We start from the raw sequence: 15225 nt of genomic DNA on the forward strand, positions 1-15225 counted from the left end.
GTTCCGTGCGCTTCCCATATTGACGAAACTGTCAAAGTGACCACATGTTGCGTCGAGATCAAAGAGTAAACACGCCCCGCATGTGTCGTGAAACGGATTGTTCAGACGGGGCGTTTGTAAAGGAGAGATGAGATGAAGAAACTGATCCTGCCCATGGCGCTGGTCGCTTTGAGCCTTGCCGCTTGCGAAAGCGTGGAGCGTTATCCGGTGTCGCAATGCACGACGGATGATCATTATCCGGTGGCCTGTCAGGAAATTCAGGACGGGGAGAGCCCGGCCGATCTCAAACCCGTTGATGTGCCGGAATTTATGGGCGCGTGAGGTTTGATAGAATTATGCCATGAAAAAAGCCGCCTTAAAGGCGGCTTTTTGTATCGGGAATAAGTGTTCGGCTTAGCCGTTCCAGCTGCGAACCACGCCGCAATCCATATGGACGAAGTTGGAGCCACGGTAGGTGCCCACACCTCCGGCAGAACAGGCTTTCGCCGCAGAGGCCATTTGCGTCACGGAACGGGATTTGAGACGCAGGTCGGCCGCTTGGGCTTTCATGTGAAGCGAGTTCTTGGCGACACCGCGCGAACGCGCGCGCAGCATGGCGTTGGTTTCGGGGGAGCGGTAACCGGACAGGAGCATATAGGGCTCGTCGGTTTCCATCAGCCGGTGCGCTGCCGTCATGATATCTACGGTGCGTGCATCCACGGCTTTGACTTTGGAATTGCGCCAGTCACGGAAGAAATAGGTGATTTCCTTGAGCGCCTCGGGGATATATTCGCCTTCGATCCAGTAAATCGTGTCGATGCTTTCGCCTGTACGACCCGAATACATGTTGATCCGACGAACGTCGCCTGCGCCGCGCAGGAAGCCTGCTGCATTGGCATATACTGGAGTTGCGCTGATGGCTGTTGCTGCAAATCCGCGAAGAAGTCCACGGCGTGTGATCACGCCACTTGCTTTATTCGTCATTCTATCAAAGCGTCCCGTCGCTTACCTGTTCCCGCCTCACGCGGTATGTCTTTCTTGTGCCAACTTACGGTTTATATACCGTTTACGCTGACCCGTTTAATCAGGATTTTCGACACGATTTTGACCAGCCCAAGGCATTTTTGCCTCTTTTTCGGCCTTGTGCTGCGAAACATAGCGGTGCTGCGCAATCACAATTTTGTTAGATCATGTACCGATTTTTGCGCCCGTCGAGCGCAATTCGGCGTCGAAACTCCTGTTTGAGCCACATTTCTGTGGTTCTGCGGTGTTTATGGCACATTGCGATTCTCCGGCCAAGCGCCGGTTTGCTCACATCTCTTAAGGAGGGGTTAAATCGGCGGGTTTTTGCGCAAATTCCTTTATAAATCCTTAATCTCCGATCATGTCCCGCGTCGAACCGCTTGGAGGCGCGGGTGGAATAGCGCCGAACCCAACCGCCAGAAATGGAGCGTGCCGCGTCTCGGGGATCTGCGGGAAACACCGGATTTAAGGGGAAAAATCCGCCCGCTTTCCCTTTCGCGTGACCTGTTGTTCTTTTGGCACAGCGGCGCGGCGCTCTATACTTTGCTCTGCCGCGCTGTGCGAAAATGATGTAATTCTGGGCCAACTGACTGCTGAACATCTTTCGAGGATACATATGTTGTTTTTTCCGGTTTCCCGGCTGTCGCAGCCACGCTTTGCTCACAAATCGCTGAAGGCGGGGCTTTTGGCCATGTCGCTCGCTCTGACAGGCGCACCGCTCGTTCTGGCGCCTGCGCCGGTGCAGGCGCAACAGGTCAGCGCATTCATGCAATCCGTGGCCGAGGCGGCATCGTCTTCCAAGGTGCTCTCCGAATTCTACCGTGCCAACGGCTATAAGCCGGTTTTCACGGACAACTCCGCGCGGGCCAAGGCACGGCGTCAGGCGTTGCTGCGGGCGGTGAATGCCGCTCCGGAAAAGGGGCTTGCGCCCTATGACACCTCGCTTCTCGTCGCCAATCTGCGTGCGATCAAATCCGACCGTGATCTGGGCCGCGCCGAAGTGGCGATGGCACAGCTTTTCCTCGACTACGCCCGCGATATCCAGACCGGCCAACTGGTCCCGTCCCGCATCGATTCCGGTCTGGTGCGTCAGGTGCCTTACCGTGATGGTCTTGCGGTTCTGACGAATTTCACCAAATCCAACCCGCAGGCCTATCTGCGCAAGCTGGAACCCAGCTCTCCAGAATATGCGCGTCTGCTCAAGGAAAAAGCCAATCTGGAACAGGTGCTGGGCAAGGGCGGCTGGGGCCAGACCGTGCCCGGTTCGAAATATGAACCCGGTGACAGTGGCAATGGCGTTGTCATCCTGCGCAACCGTCTGATGGCTATGGGCTACCTGCCGCGCTCTGCGGCGACCACCTATGATGCCAAGATGCAAAAGGCGGTGCAGCAATTCCAGATGGACCACGGTTTGACGGCGGACGGTGTGGCGGGCAAAGCCACGCTGGACGAGATCAATGTCGGTCCGGAAAAGCGCCTTGCCTCGATTCTCGTGGCGCTGGAGCGTGAACGCTGGATCAACATGCCTTTGGGCAAACGCCACGTCTGGGTTAACCTCACGGATTTCTCCGCGAAGATTGTCGACGACGGGCGCGTGACTTTCGAGACGCGTTCGGTGATCGGGCAGAATGTCGGAGACCGCCGCAGCCCCGAATTCTCCGACGAGATGGAACATCTGGTCATCAACCCGACGTGGAACGTGCCGCGCTCGATTGCGGTTAAGGAATATCTGCCGATGATGCAGAAAAACCCGAATGCTGCAGGCCATTTGCGCCTTGTGGACAGTCGGGGCCGGACGGTGAACCGCGCCAATGTGGATTTCTCGAAATACACTTCCCGCAGCTTTCCGTTCAATCTGAAACAGCCGCCGTCGAACCGCAATGCGCTCGGGCTGGTGAAATTCATGTTCCCGAACAAATACAACATCTACCTGCATGACACGCCGTCGAAGAGCCTGTTCGGTCGCGAAGTGCGCGCCTTCTCGCATGGCTGTATCCGCCTGCAACAGCCCTTCGATTTCGCCTATGCGCTTTTGGCCAAGCAAACCTCCGATCCGGAAGGCTTCTTTCAGGCCAAGCTGAAATCGGGTGTCGAGTCCGTGGTTCCACTTGAAGAGCATGTGCCGGTGCACCTGATCTACCGCACCGCTGTGAGCAAGCCGAAAGGCGGCATGGAATATCGTCGTGATATCTATGGGCGGGATGCGAAAATCTGGGCCGCGCTGCAAAACAAAGGCGTGCAACTGCGCTCTGTCGGCGGATAACGGCGCGCTCTGATCAAGAGATTGCAACAGTGCTGAAACATGAGGGCGTTCAGGGGAAATCCTTGGACGCCCTTCCTTTTCAAAGTCCGAGAAAGTGCTTATGTCTTCGGCAATTCAACCGGAGAGACCCTATGCCCATCACCATTGCAGAGCTTGCCACCGCCCTGAACGCGCCTTTCGCCGGAGATGGCGGAATCGTTGTTCATGGAGCCTCCGAGCCGCAAGATGCGCAGGCGACGGATCTGGCGCTGGCGATGGACCCGCGTTTTGCCGAGTCGATTGCAAAGGGCGAGGCACAGGCGGCTGTGCTTTGGGACGGGGCGGATTGGCAGTCCTTGGGCCTCAAGGCGGCCATTCTTGTCAAACGCGCACGTCTGGCTATGGCTGGCGTGACGGCCAGTTTCGATCACGGGCTTGGGCTTGAGCCGGGCATCCATCCCACGGCGGTGATCCACGAGACAGCGCAGATCGCAGAGGGCGCGGCCATCGGTCCGCTGGTGGTGATCGGCAAAGGGGCCAGGATCGGTCGGAACGCACGGATTGCGCCGCAGGTGTCGATCGGGGCGGGGGTGACGATTGGCGAGGATGCCTTGATCCATTCCGGCGTCAAGATCGGGGCCAGAGCCACAATCGGCGACCGGCTCATCGCGCAGCCGGGTGGCGTGATCGGCGCGGACGGGTTTTCCTTTGTGACGCAGGAGAAATCCGCAGTGGAAGAAGCCCGCGAAAGCCTTGGTGAGACGGTTGAGGCCGCAGGGCAGGCGTGGATGCGGATTGCCTCGATCGGGTCGGTCGTGATCGGGGATGATGTCGAGCTTGGCGCCAATGTCACCATTGATCAGGGCACCATTCGCGCCACCCGCATCGGCAATGGCACGAAGCTTGATAATCAGGTCCACATTGGCCACAACGTTGTGGTCGGCAACCACTGTCTGCTGTGCGGTCAGGTCGGGATTGCAGGCTCCACGGTGATCGGGGATTTCTGTGTCATGGGCGGGCAAGCGGGCGCGGCCGACAACCTGACCATCGGGCAGGGGGCCATCATCGGCGCGGGCACGGGCGTTTTGTCCAATGTGCCCAAGGGCAAGGCGATGATGGGCTATCCGGCGGTGGCAATGCAAACCCATGTGGAGATGTATAAGGCGCTGCGTCGTTTGCCGCGGATGCTCGCGAAACTCAAAGGGAAAGCGTGAGCGCGCCGCATCGTCGCGTCACATCATAAGGAACTGTCACAAAAACCTGTTCCAAAGGCGGGAAATTCGGACTAAAGCGTTTCTCGAACAGCTTGAACAACAGGACTTCGGGAAGCTCGGTACAACGTATTGATGCAGGGAGCCTTTCACAAACAACTTGTGCCCAAGTTCGTCGTGAAAGGTTGTAGGCACTCAACAAACCTTTATCGGAGGGGATCATATGTCGGATGTGAAAGAGAAAATCATCGAGATCATCGCGGAGCAGGCCGTTCTGGACCCGTCCGATGTGTCGATGGATCAATCTCTCGAATCGCTGGGGATCGACAGTCTCGGATTGGTCGAAAGCATTTTCGCCATTGAAGAAACCTTCGATATTTCCGTGCCGTTCAATGCCAACGAGCCGGAGCAGTCGGAGTTCGACATTTCCTCTGTCTCGGCCATTGTCAAAGCGGTCGAAGCTTTGATCGCAGATCAGAAATCATGAAGCGTGTCGTGATCACCGGCGCGGGCACGGTCAATGCGCTCGGGCTTGATGTCCCCACCACTCTGGCCGCGATGGCCGAGGGTAAAAACGGTGTGTCCGATCTCGAATTTCGCGATGTGGACCGTCTGGCGATCAAAATCGGCGGACAGATTCACGGCTGGAATGCGGAAGGGCGGTTCAACCGTCAGCAAATGGCGCTTTACGACCGGTTCACACAGTTCACTCTGGTGGCGGCTGAAGAGGCGATCCGGCAATCCGGTCTCGAGTTTATTGGCGATCTGGCGACCCGCTCCGGTGTGATCCTTGGCACGTCCGGCGGCGGCCTGACCACGCAGGATGACAACTACCGTGTGGTATATGAAGAGGGCAAAAACCGCGTGCATCCCTTCGTGGTGCCCAAACTCATGAACAACGCGGCCTGTTCCCATGTCTCTATGGCCTACAACCTGAAAGGCCCGTCTTTCACCGTGGCGACGGCCTGTGCGTCCTCGAACCATGCAATGGGGCAGGCGTTCAACATGATCCGCTGTGGCATGTCCACGGCGATGGTCACAGGCGGCTCCGAGTCGATGCTCTGCTTTGGCGGGGTCAAGGCTTGGGAAGGTCTGCGCGTGATGTCGAAAGACGCCTGCCGTCCCTTCTCCATGAACCGCAACGGCATGGTGCAGGGCGAGGGCGCGGCGGTGTTCGTCTTCGAGGAATATGAGCACGCCAAGAAACGCGGTGCGGAAATTCTGGCCGAGGTGATCGGTTTTGCCATGACGTCTGATGCCTCCGACATTGTGATGCCTTCCAAACAGGGCGCGGCGCGGGCGATCTCCGGCGCTTTGAATGATGCGCAGGTGGATGCCTCCGCTGTCGGCTATATCAATGCGCATGGCACGGGCACGGCGGCCAATGACAAAACCGAATGTGCCGCTGTGGCGGATGCTTTGGGCGCACATGCCGACAACATCATGATCTCTTCGACGAAATCCATGCACGGCCATCTGATCGGTGGCACCGGAGCGGTCGAGTTGCTGGCCTGTATCATGGCTTTGCGGGACGGGATCATCGCGCCGACGATCAATTACGAAGAGCCTGATCCGGAATGTGCGCTCGACGTGGTGCCCAATGTGGCGCGCGATGCGCAGGTCGAGGTGGCCCTGTCCAACGCCTTTGCCTTTGGCGGGTTGAATGCGGTTCTGGCGCTGAAGAAAGCCTCCTGAGCACAGCCATCCGACCTTTGCGACAACCTCATGAAAACGCCGCGCCGGATTTCTCCCGCGCGGCGTTCTCTGTTTTCAGGCTTCTGCCGGAGGGGTTACTCCGCAGGTGCCTCTTCGGTGTTTTCGATCTCGTCCGGCGCAGAGGGGCCTTCGCCGTTTTTCGCGGCTTCATTGAGCTCGGTCACTTTCGCATAGCCCGCCGTAAAGCCGGTGAGCGACAGTTTGAGACGGACAGGTTCTTCGGTGCGGCCCACAGGCACGATGCCGACAAGACCTTCTGCGCCTTTTTTCAGCAAAGCGACATCATCCGAGGTCAGTCCCGCGCGCACATAGCATCCGACACGGTTGCAGAACTGGAACGGGTAGCGGCGACCGTTTTCCCCGTCGACAAACAGCGCAAGCTGCGCGGTCAGCAGGGTTTCCAGCGGCGTGGTGAAGGTTGCCGCAGCTTCCACCTCATCGCTGCCGACATGGAACAGGGCGACTTCGGCCACTTCGGTGCCGTCCTCGTCTTTCAGCAGCTGGTAGAGGCTGCACGGATCGACCTGACCTTCAGGGGCGTTGATACAACGCACTTCCCAATCGCCATGAGTCTCAAGCGTGTAGGCGCGTCCGACAGTGTTCGTTTCGATTGGCGTCCCGGTTGAGAGCCCTGCGTCCTGTGCCATAGACGGCATTGCGACGCTGAGAGCCAAGAGGGTGGCGGAGGTGAGGGAGGTGATCTTGTGAGAGATGGAAAACATCATCCGTCCATGCGTTGTTGAAAATTCACTCTTTGCTCTAACATGGGGCCGGTGGTCTGTCAGGGGGGCATGGAGAATATTTTTGTGAAGCTCCGGCAGGGGCGGCAAGGCTTTGCCTGTCATTTGTCTGCTCCCGTGCGTGCCCGTTTTGCTTTGATCCGGCGCGTGGCGTTTGGCGGCTTTACGCGAGAGACAAAGCCCAACAACAAAAGCCCCGGCGTGACCGAGGCTTTTATGGATCGTAACGATCTTTTGAAATCATATGATTTCTATGTATCTCTCCCCGTCGGACTTGGCCGACTTATTGCGATAACGCTAGGCTAGGATTTTTCGACCGTCAACGGAAAATTAAGATCCAAAACCGAGCGTCACGCCACAAGGACCGATTTTTGACCAATCTTTAATCGACTGTTGCGCCTTTTGATGTATTTTTATGCGGGCTCCGCTTGATCTCTGCCGCTGGCTAGATGGTGGCGGTCTGTAGCCCTGCCGCAAATTCCCGCCGTAACCTTCTGCCGCAAGTCCTGTGAAATGCGTTTGCGCGACGGGTGGCGCGAGGGCGGGCGGATATAGGAGGACCGAGGGAATCCAAACGTATGATCGCGAAAAAGAACCGCACCGGAGACAACGCCCCGGGCGGCCAGTCTGACAGGGAGGAAGTCAATCCGGACCGAAGAGGTGATCCGGATGCCTATAGACTGGCACGAAGTGGTTAAATTTGTATTGTAGGGACATACGCGTTTGAATTTTCTGGCCTTTTGTCGGGGAATCACAAGACGCGCCGGTAAGATGACAGAGGAAGAGTTCAGATGGATCGCATTTTCGTGGGTGGCGGCGGCGAAGGCTATGGCGAGGCGCAGGAGCTTTTGCTCAAATACGGCAACCGCCACGGGTTGATCGCGGGGGCGACGGGCACGGGGAAAACCGTGACATTGCAAATTCTGGCGGAGAGCTTTTCCAAGGCTGGCGTGCCTGTATTCCTCTCGGACGTCAAAGGCGATCTGTCGGGGCTGGCCAAGTCGGGTAGCGCCGAGGGCAAGCTGCATGACGCCTTTATGTCGCGTGCCGGAACCATCGGATTTGCGGATCGTTACAGCTACGAAGCCTTTCCGGTCACCTTCTGGGATCTGTTCGGAGAACAGGGCCACCCGATCCGCACCACGGTGGCGGAGATGGGCCCCTTGCTGATTTCGCGGCTTCTGGGGCTGACAGAGGCGCAAGAGGGGGTGATCAACGTCGCCTTCCGTGTGGCGGATGAGCAGGGCTTGCCTTTGCTGGACCTGAAAGACCTTCAGGCCTTGTTGGTCTGGTGCGGGGAAAATGCGGATGAACTGACCCTGCGCTATGGCAATATCGCTAAATCCTCGATCGGGGCGATCCAGCGCGATCTTCTGGTGCTGGAAAATCAGGGCGGGGCCAAGCTGTTCGGAGAACCCGCGCTGGACCTGAACGATATCATTCGCACGGATGAAGACGGGCGGGGGCGGATCAACATTCTGGCCGCCGACACGCTCATGTCCTCGCCGGGGCTTTATGCGACCTTCCTTCTGTGGCTCTTGTCCGAACTGTTTGAAGAACTGCCGGAGATCGGCAACCCTGACAAGCCGAAGCTGGTGTTCTTCTTTGACGAAGCCCATCTCCTGTTCGATGACGCGCCCAAGGCTCTGGTCGATAAGGTCGAGCAGGTGGCGCGCCTGATCCGTTCCAAAGGCGTGGGGGTCTATTTCGTCACGCAAAATCCGGATGACATTCCCGAAGACATTCTCGGCCAGCTGGGCAACCGTGTGCAACATGCGCTGCGGGCCTTTACGGCGCGCGATCAAAAGGCGCTGTCCCGTGCGGCGGAGACCTATCGCCCGAACCCGCGGTTCGAGGTGGAAACCGCGATCAAAGAGGTGGGCACGGGCGAGGCAGTGACCTCGTTCTTGCAAGCCAAGGGCGTGCCGGGTGTCTCGGAGCGCACCTTGATCCGCCCGCCATCCTCACAGCTCGGGCCGATCACAGCGGCAGAGCGGGCAGGGGTCTTGGCCGCCTCGCCGGTGGCCGGAAAATACGAGACGGTTCTGGACCGCGAAAGTGCCTTCGAGATTCTCAAGGCGCGCGCGGAGTCTGCGGCCAAAGCGGCGGAGGAGCTTGAGGCGAAAGAAGAGGCCGAAGGCGAGGTCAAAGGGCGCGAGGCCTTGGCACGCGAGTTTTCCAAGGCCCGACGCTATGACGGCACGAATTGCAGCCGCAAGGCCACCAAAACTTCTGCACGCAAGTCGAGTGAGAAATCCTTTGGCTCCGAAGTCACCAAAATGGTGATGAAGGAACTGACCGGCACCACGGGCCGCAAGATTGTGCGCGGGATTCTGGGCGGGCTGTTCAAGGCCCGCTGATCCGGTCGGGAGGTGGCTCTTACAGGCGGTTGAACAATCCGGTCAGCCGCGCCGCCTCTTCTGCCAGCCCGTAAGGGGCGTTGATCACGAACATGCCAGATCCGTGCATTCCGTGGCCCTTTTGCGCCGGTTTGAACCGCACCTCTGTGTGCAGGCATCCGGGGAAATTGGCGTATTTCATGCCTTCGACCAGCGGCAGATGCGTGCCGTTTTTCAGGATCGGATACCAGAGCGCGATGATGCCCACGTTCCATTTGCGGTGCAGCTTGTAGATCGTGCTGGGCAGGGTCTCGAAATCGCTTTTGATCTCGTAGGAGGGATCAATCAGCATGAGCCCGCGTTTCGGCTCCGGCGGGCAGATGGACTGCGCGAACTGGATGCCGTCTTGTTGCTTGATATGCAGACCGGCAAAGCTCGGAGAGGCGGCGGTGTTGGCCTTGAGTTCCGCAAATTCGGTCGGATGCAACTCCGCCAGATGCAGTTGGTCCGTGTCACGCAACAGCGCCTGCGCAATGGCCGGAGAACCGGGGTAGATGTTGCGCGTATGGGTCTCGGCAATGGCCTTACGGGCGCGGGCATATGGGTGGGACGGTTTGAACCAGTCGGCCACCTTTTCGATGCCTTGGGCCGCTTCGCCGGTCTTTTGGGCCTGCGAGCCGGCCAGATCGTAGAGCGCACGGCCGGCATGGGTCTCGATATAGGACAGGGGTTTGTCCTTGCGCGTCAGGTAATCGAGCATGGTGGCCAAAAGCGCATGTTTTTGGACATCCGCCAGATTTCCGGCGTGAAAGCCGTGTTGATAGGACAGCATTACATGTCTCCTAGAGGGCGGATTTTGAGTTTCGTGATGCGGTTCTCGATGCGTTCAACCACTTCGAACCGGTAGCCGTGGAAGGAGAACACCTGTCCGGCATTGGGGATGGTCTGGGCTTCGTGGATCACCAGACCGGCGATTGTGTTGGCTTCCTCGTCGGAGAGGTTGCATTCGGTCCAGCGGTTGAAGTCGCGGATCGTCATGCCGCCATCGACTTCCCATTCGCCGGGTTCGCCCGATTGTTTTGGCACGTCTTCCGACTGGTCGAACTCGTCGGTGATCTCGCCCACGATTTCTTCGAGAATGTCTTCCAGCGTGATCAAGCCTTGCAAAGAGCCGTATTCATCCACCACCAGCGCAAAATGCGTGTGGCGTTTCAGGAATTGCCGCATCTGGTCGTCGAGCGTCGTGGTCTCCGGCACGAAATAGGGTTCCATCGCCACGGCCATCACGTCGAAATCGTGAAAATCCACCGTCATATGCGGATCTTCGCTTTCATGGGCGATGCGTTGGGCATGCATCCCGCGCAGCAGGTCTTTGGAGTGCAAAACCCCGACGATGTTTTCCTGATCCCCGCGGTAAAGCGGCAGGCGCGTGTGCGGGCTTTTGAGCGAGCGTTCGAGGATTTCGGCAGCCGGAAGATCGGCATCGACCATTTCGATTTTCGAACGGTGGAGCATGATCTCCTCGACCGTGCGCTCGCCCAGATCCAACGCGCCGAGCAAACGGTCGCGGTCTTCCTTTTCCACCACGCCTTCGACATGGCCCAGAGCAATGGCCCCCGCGATCTCGTCGCGCACGGCCAGAATGTCGGCTTCGGGGTCGGTCTGAACGCCAAAAAGCCGCAAGATGCCGCGCACCAGAAGGCGCACGAAACCCACCACAGGGGCAAAGATTTTGACAATCAGGGAGATCGGTCCGGCAACGCGCGAGGCGGCGGTTTCGGGGTTGGTGATGGCGTAGGTCTTGGGAAGCACTTCGGCAAAGATCAGCACCAGAACGGTCATGATCAGGGTCGCAAGCGCCACGCCGTTCTGGCCGAACAGCTTGGTGAACATCGCGGTCGCCAGAGAGGTGGCCAGAATATTCACAAGGTTATTGCCCAAAAGCACCGAGCCGATCAGGCGTTCACTGTCGTCGGTGATCTCCAGCGCGCGTTCGGCCCCTTTGTCGCCCTTGTCGGCCTGTGCGCGCAATTTTCCGCGCGAGGCCGCCGTCAGTGCGGTCTCCGAGCCGGAAAAGAATCCGGACATGAGCAAAAGCGCCACAATAGCTGCGGCGGTGATCCAGAATGCGGCGTCTAAAACTGTGGTCTCTGTCATGGGTTGGTTATGGGCACGCGGGGCCTTCTGTGCAAGAGGTGGATCATATTCAGTCCTCGCTATTTCTGTCATGTTGGACTATGATTGCATCATGCACCTTTCCTTGAGGCGCCCCTTGGCCGATGGCCGTGTGGGATATGCGTCGGTTGGTCCCTTTGGGAGCCCGGATAACGTGCCGGACTTTCTATGTCGCTTTACTGCCCGTGATTTCACTCTTGAGCCGTCCGTCTGTGCGCTCAAGCCTGTTTATCCGGCCTCGTTTCTATTTCGCTTATTCAAAGGACAGTTTCCATGACCACCTCGAAACCCGCCAATCCGGCCACATCCGGCGACAAGTCCGATGCCACAAAGGGTGCGGAAAAACGCGCTGTGCCGCCGAAATCCAAGGAAGCGCCGAAACGCCAGTCGATTTTCGACACGTCTTTCGCGCCGGAAGGGGCAGAGCGCCGCAAACAGTGGACGCGCTTTGATCCCAAACGTAAATAATATCACAGGAGTCCCATGATGCGGATACGTCTTGGCTGTCGGTTCGACCTTAACCTCCCCCAGCCAACCCCGATGATTGCGCTACTCAATGTGCATTTCTCACGAGCCAGCGATCTGGAATATCCGGATCATCTGGTCACAACCCCGCCGGTGCCCTTGACCGCCTATCGGGACGGTTTCGGAAACTGGTGCACGCGCTTTGTTGCGCCGCAGGGCGCCTTCAGCATTGGCACGCAGGCGGTCATTCGCGACGATGGTCTGCCGGATGTCCAGCCGCCTTTGTCGCTTGGCCAGGCGCCGGTGCAATTCTTGCCCGACGAGACCATGCCGTTCCTGCTGGGCTCGCGCTATTGCGATACGGATATTCTGTCCAACGAAGCATGGCGTCTGTTCGAGCACACCCCTCCGGGGGCAGCACGGGTGCAGGCGATCTGCGATTTCGTGCATAACCACATCACCTTCGATTACATGCAGGCCCGCTCCACGCGCTCGGCCTCCGAAGCCTACCGCGAAGGCGTTGGTGTCTGTCGCGATTACACGCATCTGGCCATTGCCTTTTGCCGCTGCATGAACATTCCGGCCCGTTATTGCACCGGCTATCTGGGCGATATCGGCATGGCGCCGCCCTATCCGCCAGGTGATTTTGCGGCCTTCATGGAGGTCTGGCTTGACGGGGCGTGGTATGTCTATGATCCGCGCAACAACATGCCACGGATCGGGCGGGTGCTCATGGCGCGAGGCCGCGATGCGGCGGATGTGCCGATGCTCCAGTCTTTCGGACAGAACGAATTGGCAGGGTTTGAGGTCTGGACCGACGAGGAAAGCTGACGCCGCGTTTCGCAGATTTCCCGCGTGTCAGTCTCCAGCCAGCGGGTGATGGGTGAGCACAAGCTCTTTCAGTCTCTCGTCCAGCACATGGGTGTAAATCTCTGTCGTCGAGAGGTCCGCATGGCCCAAAAGCGTCTGGATCGCGCGCAAATCCGCACCGTGGGCCAAAAGATGCGTCGCAAACGCGTGGCGCAGCGTGTGCGGGGTGACTTTCGACGGGCTGACACCGGCTTTCACGGCGATGTCCTTGATGAGCTGATAAAACCGGATGCGGGTGAAATGTCCGGCCTTGCCGCGCGAGGGAAAGAGAAAGGTGGAGGGCTTTGTGCCCTTTTCCTGCTTGGCGAGGTCTTCCACCTCGTCGCGCATCTCAAGCCAGTCCCTGAGGGCTGCGCGGGCCGGATCGGACAGGGGCACCATGCGCTCCTTTCCGCCTTTGCCGCGGATTAAAAGCATCCTAGGGTCGCCGCGCGTGGCCGAGACGGGCAGGGAGACCAGTTCCGAGACCCGCATACCCGTGGCGTATAAAAGCTCCATCAGGCAAATGTTGCGCTTCCGGTCGGCCTGCGTCCGGCCCACATCCTTCACCGCATCGAGAAGCCGTGAGACCTCCTCTTCCGTGAGCGTCTTCGGCAGACGTTTCGTGCGTCCCGGTCCCTTGATCTGGATCGCGGGGTTGTCCGTGCGCCAGTCTTCCTCAAAGGCAAAGCGATAGAGTTGCTTGATCGACGAGAGCCGCCGCGCGCGGGTGGACTGCGCCAGCCCTTCGGCTTCGCAGGCAACGAGATAGTCCTCGATATCGGCGCGAGAGGCGGTGGTGAAATCCATTCCGCGCTGCGCCAGCCAGTCCGAGAAACCGAGCAGGTCACGCCCGTAGGATTCGCGCGTGTTCTCGGCCGCCCCCAGTTCGGCCAGCTGCGCCTCGGCAAAGCGCGAGATCCAGCTGTGATCGCGGCTCATCCGCGCCGCTCCAGCAGCAAAAGCTCCAAAGCCGCCCGCCGTGCGGTGGCCTCAAGGCCGATGGCGCGGAAAAACTGGATCGCATCGGACAGCTCGTCCAGATCGCCTGCGGCACCGCCTTCGAGCAATTCGATGGCGCGCAGGATGGCTTCGCCCAGTCGTTTCTCCGTCACAAGCGAGGAGAGCCGCACCGGAATACCCGTGGCGCGAAACCCTTGCGCGATGGCGCGGGCTTGCGCGTCGCTCTGTCTTTGGGTCGGCAAGTCACCGGTGGCGATGCCGTGTAAGAACACCTGATCCTTTGTCAGCGGCGGCCCCCATGTCAGGGCGATCTTTTCATAGTCCGGCGACAAAAGCGCCACTTCAAACGCAATCTCGGAGGCCTCGCCGCTCAAGGGCAGGTTGGAGAGCGGGGTGGCGTAGAGTTCGGCAAAAACGGTCTGCAACCCCGACGCTCGCATCAAATCCCAGACCGGCGGCAGGGTCTTGGCCACCGCTTCGGGATCGTTGGTCGAGAGAGATGTCTCGAAATTCTGCAAGGCGTCGATCCGGTCCCAGATGCCGCCGGAGGCGGCCGGAAGATGTTCGGACCAGATGCCGAGCCAGCGGTTGGGAGAGAGTGCGCCGACGCGGGCAAGACGTTCGGCCGCCGTGGCGCGGGCCTTCCAGCCGGAACTGGCCCGCAGATCGCTTTGGGCAAAGGCCAGAGGCAGCGAACTTGTGGGCAGCGGCTCGCCAACGGCTTCCATCAGGCGAAAGGTCAAAGGTGTCGGGTTGTCGGGTAGCGGCAAAGGCGGGTCGCCCTCGAAAATCTCGGGGTCGAGAAAACGGGCCAGAAGCTCGCCTTGGCTCTCGCGAATAAGCCCCAGCGCTTCACCGGTCTCCAGCGTTAGTGCTGCGGCATCCCAGTCGCCGCTGCGGGCAAGGCAGAAGATACGCGCCTGCAAGGTGGGCGACAGGCCGGGCGTGTGGGTAAGACGATCACAGGCGTCGTCCTCGGTGCCCAGAAGCAGTTTGGTGTCAAAGGAGCGGCGGAAAATCTCCGGCGAGTTCAGACCCGCCAGTTCCATTAGCGCATCGGCCTCTTCCAGAAGCCCTTGTGTCAAAAGCGCGTCCACACGGGCAAGAAACAGCCGCCCGTCGCGATCGGAAAGCACAGGCGGGTCCAGTTCGGCCAGCACCAGCGTGTTGAGCAGACGCCGCGAGGCCGGAAGCAGGTCGGGCCGCGTCGCGATGGTGCTGATGCGGCGTGCGATGTCGCTGGCGGTGGACCCGCCCCAAAGCGCACGCGGCAGACCGGTGACCGAGCTTGGCAACAATCCCGCCGCATCCGGATCGGGCGCATCCAGCGGCAGAACGGTTACATTTTCGGGTAGGGCGCTCTCGGCAATGTCACTGGGCGCAGGCGGGTTCACCATTCGCGGCGCATCGAGTGAGTCGGAAAGCCAGTCGATGGCGGAAAGCGGCTTGTCCGCCGCGTCAGTGGTCTGCGCCCAAACCGGCTGGGTCATGAGCAACATTGTGCCGAGAACGGCAGGAACACG

Annotated in this window: 14 protein-coding genes; 8 read left to right on the forward strand and 6 right to left on the reverse strand. The window is 59.3% G+C overall.

Annotated features, from left to right (window positions below; all coding sequences use genetic code 11):
* Window positions 1–132 precede the first annotated feature (132 nt).
* The gene (locus KO492_RS02715; RefSeq protein WP_216043554.1) at window positions 133–321 is read left to right on the forward strand and encodes a hypothetical protein; all 189 of its coding nucleotides are present in this window, start codon (window positions 133–135) and stop codon (window positions 319–321) included.
* A 72-nt stretch (window positions 322–393) separates the two neighbouring features.
* Here the strand turns inward: KO492_RS02715 and KO492_RS02720 are convergent, their stop codons facing one another.
* Window positions 394–963, reverse strand: a complete 570-nt coding sequence (locus KO492_RS02720; RefSeq protein ID WP_216043555.1) for a YcbK family protein — start codon at window positions 961–963, stop codon at window positions 394–396.
* A gap of 730 nt (window positions 964–1693) precedes the next feature.
* Here KO492_RS02720 and KO492_RS02725 point away from each other — a divergent pair.
* The 4 genes from KO492_RS02725 to KO492_RS02740 all read left to right on the forward strand — a co-directional run bounded on the left by KO492_RS02725 (window position 1694) and on the right by KO492_RS02740 (window position 6150).
* Window positions 1694–3265, forward strand: coding sequence for a L,D-transpeptidase family protein (locus KO492_RS02725; protein WP_252735185.1), 1572 nt, complete (start codon window positions 1694–1696; stop codon window positions 3263–3265).
* Between the two features lie 131 nt (window positions 3266–3396).
* On the forward strand, window positions 3397–4458 hold the full coding sequence (gene lpxD, locus KO492_RS02730; RefSeq protein ID WP_216043557.1) for a UDP-3-O-(3-hydroxymyristoyl)glucosamine N-acyltransferase: 1062 nt from the start codon (window positions 3397–3399) through the stop codon (window positions 4456–4458).
* Window positions 4459–4678: 220 nt separating this feature from the next.
* Window positions 4679–4942 (forward strand): acyl carrier protein, encoded by a 264-nt coding sequence (locus KO492_RS02735; protein ID WP_216043558.1) that lies wholly within the window; start codon window positions 4679–4681, stop codon window positions 4940–4942.
* Window positions 4939–6150, forward strand: coding sequence for a beta-ketoacyl-[acyl-carrier-protein] synthase family protein (locus KO492_RS02740; protein ID WP_216043559.1), 1212 nt, complete (start codon window positions 4939–4941; stop codon window positions 6148–6150). The genes KO492_RS02735 and KO492_RS02740 overlap by 4 nt, the downstream gene beginning before the upstream one ends.
* Window positions 6151–6245: 95 nt before the next feature.
* Here KO492_RS02740 and KO492_RS02745 read toward each other — a convergent pair whose 3' ends face one another.
* On the reverse strand, window positions 6246–6893 hold the full coding sequence (locus KO492_RS02745; protein ID WP_216043560.1) for an invasion associated locus B family protein: 648 nt from the start codon (window positions 6891–6893) through the stop codon (window positions 6246–6248).
* Window positions 6894–7702: 809 nt separating this feature from the next.
* On the opposite strand from KO492_RS02745, the gene KO492_RS02750 reads away from it, so the two are divergent.
* A complete protein-coding gene (locus tag KO492_RS02750; RefSeq protein ID WP_216043561.1) occupies window positions 7703–9271 on the forward strand; it encodes a helicase HerA-like domain-containing protein in 1569 nt (522 codons plus the stop codon).
* Window positions 9272–9290: 19 nt separating this feature from the next.
* Here the strand turns inward: KO492_RS02750 and KO492_RS02755 are convergent, their stop codons facing one another.
* Together KO492_RS02755 and KO492_RS02760 are read right to left on the reverse strand one after the other, a co-directional pair.
* Window positions 9291–10082 carry a 23S rRNA (adenine(2030)-N(6))-methyltransferase RlmJ gene (locus tag KO492_RS02755; protein WP_216043562.1) on the reverse strand — a complete coding sequence of 264 codons (792 nt, stop codon included), beginning with the start codon at window positions 10080–10082 and terminating at the stop codon, window positions 9291–9293.
* Window positions 10082–11407, reverse strand: coding sequence for an HlyC/CorC family transporter (locus KO492_RS02760; protein ID WP_216043563.1), 1326 nt, complete (start codon window positions 11405–11407; stop codon window positions 10082–10084). The genes KO492_RS02755 and KO492_RS02760 overlap by 1 nt, the downstream gene beginning before the upstream one ends.
* A 291-nt stretch (window positions 11408–11698) precedes the next feature.
* Here KO492_RS02760 and KO492_RS02765 point away from each other — a divergent pair, with 291 nt between their 5' ends.
* Together KO492_RS02765 and KO492_RS02770 are read left to right on the forward strand one after the other, a co-directional pair.
* Complete coding sequence (locus tag KO492_RS02765; RefSeq protein WP_216043564.1) at window positions 11699–11893, forward strand: hypothetical protein; 195 nt, start codon at window positions 11699–11701, stop codon at window positions 11891–11893.
* 18 nt (window positions 11894–11911) lie between these two features.
* Window positions 11912–12721, forward strand: a complete 810-nt coding sequence (locus tag KO492_RS02770) for a transglutaminase-like domain-containing protein (RefSeq protein ID WP_252735216.1) — start codon at window positions 11912–11914, stop codon at window positions 12719–12721.
* Window positions 12722–12748: 27 nt separating this feature from the next.
* On the opposite strand, the gene KO492_RS02775 is transcribed toward KO492_RS02770, so the two are convergent.
* Together KO492_RS02775 and KO492_RS02780 are read right to left on the reverse strand one after the other, a co-directional pair.
* Window positions 12749–13681: a site-specific tyrosine recombinase XerD gene (locus tag KO492_RS02775; protein ID WP_216043565.1), complete on the reverse strand. Its 933-nt coding sequence runs from the start codon at window positions 13679–13681 to the stop codon at window positions 12749–12751.
* Window positions 13678–15192: a hypothetical protein gene (locus KO492_RS02780; RefSeq protein WP_216043566.1), complete on the reverse strand. Its 1515-nt coding sequence runs from the start codon at window positions 15190–15192 to the stop codon at window positions 13678–13680. The genes KO492_RS02775 and KO492_RS02780 overlap by 4 nt, the downstream gene beginning before the upstream one ends.
* Window positions 15193–15225 lie beyond the last annotated feature (33 nt).

Origin of the sequence: Celeribacter halophilus (genome assembly GCF_018860305.1) — a bacterium.
Taxonomy (GTDB): Bacteria; Pseudomonadota; Alphaproteobacteria; order Rhodobacterales; family Rhodobacteraceae; genus Celeribacter; species Celeribacter halophilus_A.

What these genes read in the sequence shown, in the direction of transcription:
- KO492_RS02715 (WP_216043554.1), top strand. Translation starts at nt 133, where the DNA reads ATGAAGAAACTGATCCTGCCCATGGCGCTGGTCGCTTTGAGCCTTGCC.
- KO492_RS02720 (WP_216043555.1), bottom strand. Translation starts at nt 963, where the DNA reads ATGACGAATAAAGCAAGTGGCGTGATCACACGCCGTGGACTTCTTCGC.
- KO492_RS02725 (WP_252735185.1), top strand. Translation starts at nt 1,694, where the DNA reads ATGTCGCTCGCTCTGACAGGCGCACCGCTCGTTCTGGCGCCTGCGCCG.
- lpxD (WP_216043557.1), top strand. Translation starts at nt 3,397, where the DNA reads ATGCCCATCACCATTGCAGAGCTTGCCACCGCCCTGAACGCGCCTTTC.
- KO492_RS02735 (WP_216043558.1), top strand. Translation starts at nt 4,679, where the DNA reads ATGTCGGATGTGAAAGAGAAAATCATCGAGATCATCGCGGAGCAGGCC.
- KO492_RS02740 (WP_216043559.1), top strand. Translation starts at nt 4,939, where the DNA reads ATGAAGCGTGTCGTGATCACCGGCGCGGGCACGGTCAATGCGCTCGGG.
- KO492_RS02745 (WP_216043560.1), bottom strand. Translation starts at nt 6,893, where the DNA reads ATGTTTTCCATCTCTCACAAGATCACCTCCCTCACCTCCGCCACCCTC.
- KO492_RS02750 (WP_216043561.1), top strand. Translation starts at nt 7,703, where the DNA reads ATGGATCGCATTTTCGTGGGTGGCGGCGGCGAAGGCTATGGCGAGGCG.
- KO492_RS02755 (WP_216043562.1), bottom strand. Translation starts at nt 10,082, where the DNA reads ATGCTGTCCTATCAACACGGCTTTCACGCCGGAAATCTGGCGGATGTC.
- KO492_RS02760 (WP_216043563.1), bottom strand. Translation starts at nt 11,407, where the DNA reads ATGACAGAGACCACAGTTTTAGACGCCGCATTCTGGATCACCGCCGCA.
- KO492_RS02765 (WP_216043564.1), top strand. Translation starts at nt 11,699, where the DNA reads ATGACCACCTCGAAACCCGCCAATCCGGCCACATCCGGCGACAAGTCC.
- KO492_RS02770 (WP_252735216.1), top strand. Translation starts at nt 11,912, where the DNA reads ATGCGGATACGTCTTGGCTGTCGGTTCGACCTTAACCTCCCCCAGCCA.
- KO492_RS02775 (WP_216043565.1), bottom strand. Translation starts at nt 13,681, where the DNA reads ATGAGCCGCGATCACAGCTGGATCTCGCGCTTTGCCGAGGCGCAGCTG.
- KO492_RS02780 (WP_216043566.1), bottom strand. Translation starts at nt 15,192, where the DNA reads ATGACCCAGCCGGTTTGGGCGCAGACCACTGACGCGGCGGACAAGCCG.